The organism is Levilactobacillus tongjiangensis (assembly GCF_003946345.1).
GTDB lineage: Bacteria > Bacillota > Bacilli > Lactobacillales > Lactobacillaceae > Levilactobacillus > Levilactobacillus tongjiangensis.
In genome coordinates this window covers 23,241-36,152 of sequence record NZ_RHNY01000004.1, presented here as the reverse complement: position 1 = coordinate 36,152, position 12,912 = coordinate 23,241, and the positions used below count along the sequence as shown (strand labels likewise).

Here is a 12,912-nt window from a genome sequence, read left to right as displayed (position 1 = left end):
TCAGTTATTAGGTCGCCCATCCCCCAAGATTGGTGCTCACCCGCTATTTTTCGGGGGCCGTGTTACCCACCCCCTTTGTAGATTCTGATTCTAAGTCTATAGTAAGCCAACCATACCAATTTGTTATAAATAATGACTCGTGAACTTTTTTACTGGTTTAAACGTTGAATGTCCGGGAAACCAGCGTCACTGTGGGGTTTATGTCATTAAAATAACTAATCCACCAACCAAATTAATTATACACCCACCGAAACTATTTGTTTGCTAACTTACCAATCGGGTTAAGTTCCGGGACTGTTTCGTTCAAAAAGGTAAGTTTTGACTAAAAATAGACGCCCGCACCAGCTAAACTGCGTTAACTGATGTGGCGTCTATCGCTGACTCTATTTCAAATATTGTTGGGCGTACTTAGTTAAAGACATGCCCTTCTTGCTAGCTGATTGTAACGCGACCCGCACGTCCTGATCACTCATGGCGTTTGCCTGGCCCCCAGCTGCGTTGATAGTCTTCCGGGCACTACTAATCTGCCCGGCCGTAATTACCTTACCGTTCAATTCCTTTTGCTTCTTCGTCACGGTGTACTCGTTGGTACCAGAGTAGTTGTTCGCCGCAGCCTGTTCAGCAGACGTCAAGCCAGCACTGGAACTGCTAGTAGCTGTATCACTACCGCTTTGGTTGCTGGACGACGCATCCGTCGTTGCATCGGACGTCACTTGACTCGTTTGACCAGCATTGTTGGCCTTACGTAGAGCCAACGCCTGAGCGTAGATGTCCTTGTAGTACTTCTGCTTGAACTTAGTGTTCGTGAATAATTCATCCAACGTCGTGTTCGATTGCCCGTAGTTCAAGGCTTTGTTCTCACCCTGGGCTTTACTCAAAATCTTCTTAAATTGCTTAGCGTTATTGCGAACCACTTTGACGTTCTTGTACGCCGCCTTGGCTCTGGTAACTAAGACCTTGGACCCACCGGTCATGCCCTTGACGTCTTGGTAGTGCTTCTCAGCGTTATCAAACTTCAAGGAATCCATGGCGCTATCAGCGGCCACGTACCGTTGTGTCTGTGTCAAATACGTCTGTGCGGTCTTATCGTTCAACCGACGCTTTAAAGCGTTCTGGAAGTAACTTTCCGCTTGCGTGTAGTGTTTACTTTGAATGGCTGTCCGCCCGTTGGCCATTGCCGCCTGGTACTCTTTGGCTGTCGCATGATGATTCGAATATGCGTAACCACCAATCAGCAGTGCCACCACGATTGTTGCCACGACCCATACCCATTTTTTCAAAATGAAGACCTCCGCTGGTTAATTGTACTTTCATTATACCATGCTGACCCGGTGTCCGCCTACATTTGAAAATACTCTCACCAAAAGTAAAGGTTAATCGCTTACATTAAGTCGTCACCCTTACGTTAAGGGGGGTAATTGGCGTATAATGGCTAAGTAATTTTGTTTCTCTGTCATTGACACCGAAACCGGAAAGGACTCCAGACATGCTTGAAAAAACTTTTTACAAAACGTTTCTGAGTCACACCTTTAACATCCCCGTTCGCGTTAACTATTGGGACGGATCATCTGATGTATATGGGACTGGCACTCCCGAAGTCACCATCACAATTCATGAGGCCATTCCAATTAAGGAAATTTCTCGCAACGCATCCATTGCGCTGGGGGAAGCCATCATGGACGGTAAGATCGAGATCGATGGCAGTATTGAAGACTTACTGACGGCCGCTTACGAAAACGCCGACAGTTTCTTCCACAACAAGAAGTTTATCCACTTCCTGCCTAAACAAAAGCATACCGAAAAGGAAAGTAAGACTGACGTTCAAAACCATTACGACATTGGGAATAACTTCTACAATCTCTGGTTGGACGACACCATGACTTATTCCTGTGCCTACTTCGAAACGCCAGACGACGACCTGTACACGGCCCAAGTCAACAAGGTCCACCACATCATCAAGAAGTTGAACCCCCAACCGGGCAAGACGTTACTTGATATTGGCTGTGGCTGGGGAACCTTGATGTTAACGGCTGCCAAGGAATATGGTCTGCACGTTACCGGGATCACGTTGAGTCAGGAACAATACGACTACGTGAACCAACGTATCGCTGATGAAGGCCTGGAAGACGTTGCTGAAGTCCGGTTGGAAGACTACCGGGAATTAGGCAACGAAAAGTGGGATTACATCACCTCCGTTGGGATGTTTGAACACGTGGGCCAAGAAAACTTGGGCCAATACTTCGACTGCGTTCAAAAGTACCTGATGAGCGACGGGGTTGCCTTGATTCACGGGATCACCCGTCAACAAGGTGGCGCTAACAACGGTTGGTTGAACAAATGGATCTTCCCAGGTGGCTACGTTCCTGGCTTGATTGAAAACACCACCCACATCATCGAGAGCGGTTTACAAATCGATGATATGGAACCCCTTCGTCGTCACTACCAAAAGACGGTCGAAATTTGGGACAAGAACTTTAACGAACACCGCGATGAAGTTACCAAGATGTTTGACGAACGTTTCGTTCGCATGTGGGATCTTTACCTACAGGCTTGCGCTGCGTCCTTCAAATCTGGTAATATTGACGTGATTCAGTATTTGATTTCTAAGGGCCCTTCAGCCCGGATGTTACCTATGACGCGTGATTACATGTACGATGAAACCCACGCCAAGGTAGCAGACTAAGCCAAATAGATCGGGTGACCGCGGATCACTCGATATGAATGTTAAAAGCACCGTTTCAACCGGATTGATCACTGGTTGAAGAGGTGCTTTTTGTTTTGAATTATGGTTGTGTAATTCCGTTGTCGGTCGGCCGGTACGCCGTCCCGTGGGGTAGACCTGAAGCCTATGGTCCGGTCTTCAGGGCAACTTTGAACCTCAAAGAACGAGTTTCAAAGATTGACCCGTACTCTAAGGCCGGAAGCCCCCCCGCCTAAGACTACCGCCACCGGACTCTGTACCGGCCGACCGACAACTATATCGCAATGTACTGCACCAAACCTTATCATCACCTACATATTTACCTTCAAAATTGTCTCGTTTTTCTTAATCATCTAAATGTAACTCTTGTAGTGTCTCTTGCCACGATTTCGTTCTAAAACCGTCAGCCTGCCAATCTTTCAGTGCTTGCCTCAAAACTAGCTCACTCTCCCATTCAACAAGTCTTTCACTCACAACTTGTTGAATGTATGCCGCTTTACTCATTCCATGATTTTCTGTATACGTAGTCAGTAACGCATCAAGTTCTGCATCAAACTGAATCGAAATAACTTGTCCCACAGAGACGCCCCCTAATCTATCGACAAATGTACTGCAACATCATCCTTTGAACTAGATAAAGGTCTTCCGATTTAAATAACTACGCAAAATTCTACTCAAAAAATCTGCCAATGTAGCGTCGCCCCTAAACCGATTCGCGTGCTTTTCATCTCTCCTGTTTCTCGGGGGAAAAACGTGTTATGCTTGGCCTCCATCAGAGATGGTGAACATCATTAACTTAATTTCAAAGATAACTTTATCAATAAAAAAGGCCTCAAAAAAGACGGAGCCAGCAGCTCCGCCTTCGTCATATTTGTTAAATTTAGTCACGCAATAACCAGCGACAACAGGAAAACAGCAATTAATCCGACAACTACGGAAAGTGCCATTGACCGCGTCCTGTACGCAATGAACACCACAATAATGGCTGCAAGCATTTCAGAGAACTTGGTGAACATGAATTGATAGCTTTCGCTATTGATAAAGATATCCTTGACCACCAGTGCCGTAAATAACGATACCGGCACATACTTCATCCATTCGTTGAACCATTCGGGAATTGCCCGCTTGGTGAACAACATCAGGGGAAGAAAGCGCGGTACGAAGGCAACGAAAAAGCCTAGAATGATTAGCCAAAAGTGTTGCGTACTGGTCCACGTATTAACTGTACTCATATAGCGTCTCCTGTGTCCTAATTATCCGTATTCTCGACTGCCGATTTCTTTGATCCAGGGCTGTGCAAACGCCACAACCAATGGCTATCCGGCAAACGGTTGCGCAACGTTGACTCAAGTAAGAACCCGATCAGAGAGGCAATCAGGGTCGAAATAACTAACCCTAACGTACTCTTAGTCAACATCATGCACAGTGCTGCAAGCACACCGGAAATCAAACAAATCACAATGGTCAGTCGGTTCTTGATCTGCATCACAATCATGTAGATGAACAAAGCCGTTAACGCAAAGTTGACGATGCCTAGGTCAATCTTCAAGGCGCTACCGATCAAACTGCCGATAACGTTGCTGACTGCCCAAAATAGTAAGGAATAATGCTCCACCATCAGAGCTTCCTTACCCGTCCACTTTTTATCAGTGGCAAATTTTAAGTAATTGATGGCGTAATTTTCATCGTTAAGAGAGACCGCGAAGATAAATAGAAAGCGGTTGGATTGGCCCTTTAAGTAAGGGGATAGACTCGAACTTAATAACGCATACCGTAATTCCAAGAAGAATAGCATCAAGACAATTGAAAGTAGAGGGGAATTAATAGTCAACATCGTGGCAATTAAAAATTGTGCCCCACCGGAAAAGATCAATAACGAAACTAATCCAGTCAGTAAGGTATTGAACCCTGCCGCGTGAAGCAAAATCCCACAAGCCAGCCCGATTGGGATGTAACTTAAGTTAAGGGGCATGGCTACCCGCAGTGTCGACCGCCATAAGGGTTCATTGGGGTCAGGCACCTGCTTGGGGTTTGGCCGTCGTTTATTCAAAAATGTTTGCCTCCGTCGAATACTCTGAGATATGAAGCGAGTTAACGGGTGAGACCCGTCATCCATAAAACCACACGAGGATATTTTAACATGTTTCAGGCTATTTTCATATAACAGATGTGATATTTAGCAAAGGTAATCCTGCATTGGGTCTGCTTTGATTAAATGTTTGTGAAAATCCAAAGGCAGTTTTCATGTCTATTCATCCCCGCTCGATTTCACGAAATGCCGACCGTAGACTTCCAAGTCCGCTGAAAATCCCGCCATATCAGCGATGGCTGGCAAGTGGCCCCACCGTTCATAGCCCTTCTTCTCAAATAATCGGCGGCTCGCCTGGTTATGCCCAAAGATGCGAGAAATAATTGTCGTAATTTGACGGTCAGGAGCGACTTTAGCCACCCAGTCGAGTGTCTGACTGCCCACGTGCATTCCCTGCGCTTCTGCGGCCAAATAGAGGGCAATTTCGGCCGTTTGGCTGTACGCTGCACGGTCGCTGTAGGGCTCCAGGCCCACGTAACCAACGACCTGATTTTCATGGACGATGACCCAGAGTGAAAAATGGTGAGAATCAAACTCCCGAAACCACGGTTGGCGTTCCGCCACCGTCATGGGCGTGAGGTCTGCCGTACTCTGCTTAGTGGCAATGGCCTCGTTATAGATGGCCACGATTCTCGGTTGGTCAGCCGGTGTGGCTAAACGAAAGGTTACGGACATTAGCAATTCCCTCTTTTCTCATTATGAAATCAATTATACGCAAAAAGCGTCGCGAAACCAGTGGCTTCGCGACGCTTCATTTAGGACTTGTTTTTATGAATGGTTCTTGGCGTTTGGATCTTCAACCGCCTGTAACTCTTGGTTGTTATCCAATTGCGAGATACCCATCAAGCGTTTCTTCTGTAACCAGATCATAGTTGGCCAGAGAAGTGCCAATGCCAAGATCGTAAACAGAATCAGGACCCAAACCGCTTGTCCGACCATGCCCGTCATCCCTGACGTAATGGCTTGACGGAATCCGAGGATTGAGTAAGTCATTGGCAGGAATGGGTGAACAACGTTGTAGAAGTGGTTGGTAACTTCCATAGGGAACGTCCCACCGGAACCACCAAGTTGTAGCATCAAGAGCACCATGGCAATGAAACGACCAGGGTTATCCAGTAACATCGACAGGAACATCACAATGAACATCGACGCCTCGGCAAAGAGTACTGAAACCAGCATCATTTGTCCTGGGTGATCAACACTCAAACCACCTAACATCATCAAGGCTGGTTCAATCAGCCCCATTGCCAATGCTTCAACGGCACCAATGGAAACCTTACTAAAGAACCAACCGGTAGCGGTCCCGTCTTTACGAGAGACCTTCCGAATTGGGAAGGCAAAGTTGAAGACCAAGGCCCCAACGTAGAGGGCAACGGACAGCACGTAAGGTGCCAATGCGTGACCATAGTTAGGCACGTAACTGTAGCTTTCATGCTTCAGCTTAGTTGGTGCGGCAAACATGTCGGCCGTCTTGTTAGTCAATGGTTGTGCCTGAATCTGATCAGCACCTGACTTCAAGGACTTAGCTAACGTGCCATTCCCATCAGAAAGTTTCTTGGCACCGCTCATCAACTGGCCACTGTTGTCGTCCAGCTTTTGTGAACCATCAGCTAGTTGGGTAACCCCACTAGTCAATGCTGGTACCTTGCTGTTCAGTTGGGTCAAACCACTAGCCACCTGGCTAGCTCCTTGGTTCAGCTGATTACCACCAGCCACCAATTTAGGCGTACCAGCCTGCAGCTTACTACCAGCAGCAGCAAGCTTAGGTGTACCAGCAGTCAACTGATTAACCCCAGCAGCTGCCTTTTGAAGACCACCACTGACTTGAGATGCCCCGCTAGCAACCTTAGAGGAACCACTCTTCAAAGTAGTTCCCTTCTTGGCTAACTTAGCAGTCCCATTCACAATCTTAGTTACACCATTTTGCAAAGTAGGAACTTGTGCGTTCAAACTAGAAATCCCACTGTTCAATTGAGTTGATCCAGCAAATGCTAAGTCAACACCTGATGTATATTGCCCAACACCATTACTTAACGTCGAAGCACCGGCGCTTAATTCATTAGCACCATCGATAAGATCAGATAATTGGCCGGAATTATCGGCTAACGTCTTTAAACTCCCCAATTTGTTTTGCAAATCAGTAAGATTGGCGCCCTTTGCCCCGGCAACAACAGCTTGAAGTTGTTGTGCAGTTGTAGCATCAAGTCCGGTTGTATTCAACCCCGCCATAACTTTACCAAGTGCTGTTTGTAACGCAGCGGTTGCTGTTTGAACCGCCTGAGTTGCCTGTTCTAACTCTGTCGCGTCACCAGTAACATCACTATTGGACTTAGTCGTCACAGTGTTAGACGACCCACTGCCCGCAGCATCCTGCAGTTCAGCTAATTGCTTTTGCAACGTTGCGGTGTCAGTGCCAACCCCGTCACTATCGCCCTTTTCAGCGGCAATTTTGGCAGCGGTAGACTGAGCTGCCTTTATTTTACTGCTGAGATCAGTCGAACCACTACTCTTAGTGGTCGTTTGCCCTTGGGATGCATCCTGTTTCAGAGTCTTGGCAGCAGCCTTTTGATTAGCTAAAGCTGCATTCAATTGTACTTCTGCCTTCGTCAAATCTTGCAAAGCTGGCGTTAAGTCTGAGGCAATGTTCTGTAGGCCAGGATTAGCTTGCAATGCCTGCATATTTTTAACTAATGCTTGTGCAGCTACAATTTGATCTGAAACACTCTGACCAGCTGCATTAGGTTCCGTTAAGCCATTCAGCTCAGACTTCACAGAACTAACCCCTTGGCTCAGCTTAGAAGCACCAGCAGCGACTGTACTTGCACCAGAGTTCAAGTCTTTCGACTTACCACTAAGTTCCGACAAGCCAGAATTCAACGACTTACTTCCAGTGTAAAGTTTCGAGACACCGTTAGCTAATGGACCAACTCCGCTGCCTAATTGCTTAACACCAGTCTTCAGCGTGTAAACACCATTTACATACTGATATACACCCGAGTTCAATGACTTGGTTCCCGCAGCCACTTGATTAGCACCGGAAGTCAATTTTGGCATACCAGCACTCAACTTGCTAACACCGCCAGTAAATTGATTAACTCCACTGACGTATTTGCTTGTCCCACTAGCATACGTATTAACTTTACTTGTGTACTCACCCAGACCGGAATTCAATTTCTGTGCACCAGTGTTCAACTTCTGAATCCCAGTCGCCAGTGGTCCCACGGAGGTCTTCATTTGTTGCAGACCATTGTTCAACGTGTGAACCCCGGTCGTGTAGGTGTTCAGGCCATCAGTCAAGGTGACCGTTCCGTCCTTTAACTTAGCGGAACCGGTAGCAGCCTTTTCCATCCCCTTACCAACAGAGTAGATCTGCTTAAAGGTAGCTTGGGCGTAAGCCTTCGTTACCTTAGAGCGAATCTGACTGTCGAGTTGCGATGAACCCACTTCACTCATAACTTGCGCGATGTAGTTGGCTGACCCGTTCGTCTTGTAGCTAAACGTCATCTTCTTAGGATGTTCGTTCAGCGCCGTAGCGGCGTTGGCCGAGAAGTTCTTAGGGAAAGTGATCACCGTGTAGTACTTGTGATGCTTCAACCCATCTGCCGCGGTCTTCGCGGAGACAAACTTCCATCCTAATTGATGGTTCTTCTTCAAATTAGTCACCGTTTGGTCACCAACGTTTAGCTTCTGTCCCTGATACGTCACTGGTTGGTCTTGGTTGACGACCGCAACGGGTAATGAACCGGTCTGTCCATATGGATCCCAGACAGACTTCAGAAAGAAGATACAGTAGAGGAATGGAATAAACATAATGGCCAACACAGAGATCAAGATCAACCGGTTGTGCCGAATGTAATTCCACTCGCCTTTAATCATGTTCACGAATTCCAACTCCCTTTTATCCTCAAAATATCCTTAAAATTGCGCGTTCTCAGCTAATAATAAAAGTATCTTCGCACACTATTACTTGACTTGTCAAAAACACAACACGGCATTCATTAATCAATGAAATCGCCGTCAACCGCTAGCGGCCGGTCTTAATCACTAATTTTTCGCCTAAAATAAAATTTACATTAGGAATCTAGCAGTTAAGGGGACTAACTGAATAATCTCACCAAGCAACTTGATCCATATCAATTGTCGCATTAAAAAATCGCCCACCATCAGTGAGCGACTCTACCATCTAAATTAGAATAACGCGACGATGGACCGCCACAGCCGAACAAAGATGTTGGCTTTCTCAACGGTTTGCGTCACCTTCAACGGTACCTTCGTCGTCTTGGTATTGCCCAAGAAACCTAACTGGTCACCCTTCAAGGAAATGTTGGCCGTTCCAATAGTTGAATTCTTTGAAACGGGTGCTTCCAAGGCGTTGTTCTTGGTCAGATTCCCCTTCAACTGGGCCTTGGCCTGCACGTTGCTGGCCACTTGGTCGTTACGAATCCAGAGCTTAACGCCACGCGTCACCACCGTCTTAGCAGTTGGTTGTTTCGCATCGTTCGTCTTCACGGACTTGGCCCCAGCCACCTGGCTGTCTGCCTTAACGTCGACCGTCTTGAAATTGTTGTAAACGTACGACATCATCTTTTGCGTTTGCTTGAAACGAGATGGGTCGGTCTCAGACTTGTGAGCGGCGTGTAAGACCACCGTCACGATCCGATTTCCATTGTTGTTGGCGGTCCCAGTAAAGTTGGCCCCGGCAGCGTCGGACGTCCCCGTCTTCAACCCATCAACGTGGAGCTTAGAATAGGCTGCGGATAAACCTTTCAACATCCAGTTCCAGTTTTCCATCTTCGTGGCATCAGCGGTGCCCTTTTCAAACCACTGCTTAGAAATCTTTGTCGTCTGTAAGACTTCTGGATATTTATTCAACAAGGCCACTGTCAGCTTAGCTTGGTCAGCGGCAGACCACTTGTTTTCCGTGGAACCACTCACGTTGTCGTACCCCAGGTTACCAACCTGTTTGTTGGTCAGCCCACAGGCGTTGTAAATGGCCACGTCGGTCATGCCCAATTTTTTAGCTTGCGCCTTCATCTGGTCAACGAACGCGTGTGGTGACCCAGCTACGGCCCCACCTAACGCCTCAATCGCCCCGTTAGCGGAGTAGATCAATGACGCCTGGTACAGGGACTTCACCGTGTAGCTGTGACCCGCCCGCAGTGGGACGTTGGACAACTTGGTGTTCTGAGCAATCTTAGCAATGTCCTTGTTGACAGTGATTTTTTGGTCCCATTTCAACTTACCATTGTGAATCGCCTGGAGAACCAGGTAGATGGACAACAGCTTCGTCATGGAAGCGACGGGTAACGCTTGGTCGCCGTTCTTTTCGTACAAAATCTGGCCGGTCTTGGCGTCAACGGCAATCCCCGCCTTGGCCTTCAAGTTAACGGTCGTGCTGGTCTTACTGGTCGTTGCCGCCTGGGCCGTTACCGGCGCCGTCACGGCCGTGCTCATACCCCCGGCAAACAGCGTAACCGCCGTTACCAGGCCCATGACAACTTGCTTTAATCGTTTCATTGAATTAAAACTCCTCTATCTTATGTAGTGTCGGCGTGAACCGACGCTGACTTACTTGCGCGTAACTGGACCCTTCAACCGTTGCGGAATCTCCAACGGGTGGTCGTGTTTGACTGGCAAATGAATCACAAAGCTGGTGAGTTCGTCGTCCGACTCCACGAAAATGTAGCCGCCGTGCAAGGCCACAATGCTCTGCGCAATGGCGAGTCCCAGCCCGGTCCCACCGGTTTCCTTGGAACGCGATTCTTCAACCCGGTAAAACCGTTCGAAGATCAACGCCAGGGACTCTTTAGGAATCTTCGGCCCATCGTTCGTGACCCGAACCTCCAACTCGTTGTCGCTCAGGCGCTTGGCGTTCAGGTTGATTTCCTTACCGCCGTCGCCATACTTCAACGCATTAGAGACCAAGTTGTTAAATACCCGGACTAATTTCTCCGGGTCAGCCTCCATCATGAGGGTCGCTGGTTCACTGGTCGAGCCAATCGTCATGCCCTTCTTCTGGGCCTCCAGCTCAAAGCTAGCGCCAAGCTGTTCCAACATGGCTGCTAAGTCAATGTTGTTCAGACTCAACGGCGTATCGGTCTGCCGCACCTTGGTGTATTCAAACAAATCATCCACCAGGGACTTCATCTGTTTCGATTTCAAAAAGGCCGTATGCGTGTATTTTAACAAATCGTCTTTCGTGTGATACTGCTGGTCTTCAATCAAACCTAAGTAGCCAATAATCGAGGTCAATGGCGTCCGGATATCATGACTAACGTTCGTGATCAGCTCATCTTTCGACTTCTCGATGGCCCGTTCTTCATCCATTGAATTGATCACGGAATCCACTAGAGCGTTGACGGAATCCACTACCCGTTGCACGTCCCCACTGACCCGAAACGGAATCCGGTGGTCAAAGTGGCCGTTGGCAATGTAGTGTAATTCGTCAATGATGTGGTGTAACTGCATCTGGTGATACCGCCGAATCAGGCGCCACCAAACAACGACCCCGTCGGCCAGTACCATGAAGGTCACGAAGACGTTTTCCCAACTCCATAGTTGAAAATGGTTGGGGCCAAATACCACAGACCGTTTGATGATAAAGATCCCATCACGCAGTCCGGGGTTGCTTTCGATAGCCTGACTGATCAGCACCAGCAATGCCAGGTTCAGCATCAACAGGAGGATGACCGTCACGACACCTTCCATGAAGAGCGCGCTTTTTTCTCGTGTCGTTAACTTCATGCGGCGGCCCCCAGTCCGCTATTTAATTGGGATGTGTGTAAATTTTCCAATGGTAACTTCCCTCTCCAATAGCCGAAACTTGTTGGCTTAGTGTGATTCAATCTTGTAACCGACGCCCCAAACGGTCTGAATAACCTTTTCGCCGTTCGTGGCTTCTTCAATCTTGTCCCGCAAGTGACTCACGTGGACCATGACGGTCTTGGCCGAAACAATGCTTTCTTGACGCCAAACGCGTTCAAAGATCTCATCGGCTGAAAAGACCCGGTTAGGGTGACTCGCCAGTAGGTAGAGAATCCCAAATTCCAGCGCCGTCAGCGAAATGGTCTTGCCGGCAATCGTCTTAACTTCATGGGAATCCTTGTTGATCGTCAACGTCCCGATGTCCAGAACGTCTGGCGCATCGTCGGTCACTTGGTCTTGGCTCCGCCGTAACAGAGACTTGACCCGGGCCATAACTTCTAAGGGGTTAAATGGCTTGGTGACATAATCATCGGCACCAGAAATCAGCCCCTGAATCTTATCCATGTCACCGGTCTTGGCGGACAGAATCAAAATTGGAATCTGTGAGTCCTTCCGAACTTCTTTCATGACTTCGATTCCACTCATTTCGGGCATCATAATGTCCAAAATCATCAGTGAGATATCAGGCGTGGTGTGCAATTTGGTCAGCGCTTCCTTACCGTCATAAGCGGTCAGGGGTTCGTAACCTTCATTTTTAATGTAGATTTCAAGTAACTGAGCAATTTCTTTATCGTCATCGACAACTAAAATTTTCATCGTGTGCTAATCTCCTTTAACAGCTAGGCAACTTCACTAGCGGTCTTTCCCCGTAGGTTTACTGTCTATTTTAGCAAATAAACGCCGGAGCGCGGCCCGAAAACCCGAACCTTTAGTCGGGCGTAAGGCACTTTACCATTCCTTAATCTTACACTATTTACCCGCTCCTGACCAACTTAGGGTTTGTGACTGGGTTGGCGCTTTGTTGGCGCCTTGTTTACGCCTTACCGGGCGGGCCTGTAGGTGCTGGAACGCCATGGGCACGGCTTTGAGCCAAAGGGCGGTCTCAAAGACCGACCTTTCTCTAACCTGAGAAGCCCGCTCAGCTAAGAGAAATTTCATGGCTGAGCACCTACAGGCCCGCCCTCACGGCTGACATCACACCAACTGCAACACAGGTTCACCCTGACTTGGCCGCCCGGTTCATCGTCGCTGAACATAGTCGTACATCTGTATCAGCCGTGAGGGCGAGAAAAATAGGCTCAGCCGTGGCACTGCCTTAGCACGGCGTTCTTCCGTGGTTAGGCAGAACCGAGTTTCGAGACCGCTCCTTGGCTCGAAATCGCGTTCACAGCGTTCCAGCTTATTTTTCTCGCCCGGC

The 12,912-nt window shown here is 48.1% G+C and carries 10 protein-coding genes; 1 reads left to right on the top strand and 9 read right to left on the bottom strand.

Going from position 1 to position 12,912, the window contains the following annotated elements:
• Positions 1 to 383: 383 nt before the first annotated feature.
• Complete coding sequence (locus EKM75_RS02970) at positions 384 to 1,280, bottom strand: hypothetical protein (protein WP_125691993.1); 897 nt, start codon at positions 1,278 to 1,280, stop codon at positions 384 to 386.
• 206 nt (positions 1,281 to 1,486) lie between these two features.
• On the opposite strand from EKM75_RS02970, the gene EKM75_RS02965 reads away from it, so the two are divergent.
• Complete coding sequence (locus tag EKM75_RS02965; RefSeq protein ID WP_125691991.1) at positions 1,487 to 2,683, top strand: SAM-dependent methyltransferase; 1,197 nt, start codon at positions 1,487 to 1,489, stop codon at positions 2,681 to 2,683.
• A 363-nt stretch (positions 2,684 to 3,046) separates the two neighbouring features.
• Here EKM75_RS02965 and EKM75_RS02960 read toward each other — a convergent pair whose 3' ends face one another.
• The 8 genes from EKM75_RS02960 to EKM75_RS02925 form a co-directional block, all read right to left on the bottom strand.
• Positions 3,047 to 3,280 carry a hypothetical protein gene (locus EKM75_RS02960; RefSeq protein WP_125691989.1) on the bottom strand — a complete coding sequence of 78 codons (234 nt, stop codon included), beginning with the start codon at positions 3,278 to 3,280 and terminating at the stop codon, positions 3,047 to 3,049.
• 305 nt (positions 3,281 to 3,585) lie between these two features.
• The gene (locus tag EKM75_RS02955) at positions 3,586 to 3,933 is read right to left on the bottom strand and encodes an AzlD domain-containing protein (protein WP_125691986.1); all 348 of its coding nucleotides are present in this window, start codon (positions 3,931 to 3,933) and stop codon (positions 3,586 to 3,588) included.
• Between the two features lie 17 nt (positions 3,934 to 3,950).
• Entirely contained in the window at positions 3,951 to 4,751 is an 801-nt protein-coding gene (locus EKM75_RS02950; protein ID WP_125691984.1) for an AzlC family ABC transporter permease, read from the bottom strand.
• 198 nt (positions 4,752 to 4,949) lie between these two features.
• Positions 4,950 to 5,465 carry a GNAT family N-acetyltransferase gene (locus EKM75_RS02945; RefSeq protein WP_125691982.1) on the bottom strand — a complete coding sequence of 172 codons (516 nt, stop codon included), beginning with the start codon at positions 5,463 to 5,465 and terminating at the stop codon, positions 4,950 to 4,952.
• 93 nt (positions 5,466 to 5,558) lie between these two features.
• Complete coding sequence (locus EKM75_RS02940; RefSeq protein ID WP_225426648.1) at positions 5,559 to 8,666, bottom strand: YhgE/Pip domain-containing protein; 3,108 nt, start codon at positions 8,664 to 8,666, stop codon at positions 5,559 to 5,561.
• A gap of 312 nt (positions 8,667 to 8,978) precedes the next feature.
• Complete coding sequence (locus EKM75_RS02935) at positions 8,979 to 10,307, bottom strand: serine hydrolase (RefSeq protein WP_125691978.1); 1,329 nt, start codon at positions 10,305 to 10,307, stop codon at positions 8,979 to 8,981.
• Between the two features lie 51 nt (positions 10,308 to 10,358).
• The gene (locus EKM75_RS02930) at positions 10,359 to 11,534 is read right to left on the bottom strand and encodes a sensor histidine kinase (RefSeq protein WP_125691976.1); all 1,176 of its coding nucleotides are present in this window, start codon (positions 11,532 to 11,534) and stop codon (positions 10,359 to 10,361) included.
• Between the two features lie 87 nt (positions 11,535 to 11,621).
• A complete protein-coding gene (locus tag EKM75_RS02925; RefSeq protein WP_125683610.1) occupies positions 11,622 to 12,311 on the bottom strand; it encodes a response regulator transcription factor in 690 nt (229 codons plus the stop codon).
• Positions 12,312 to 12,912 lie beyond the last annotated feature (601 nt).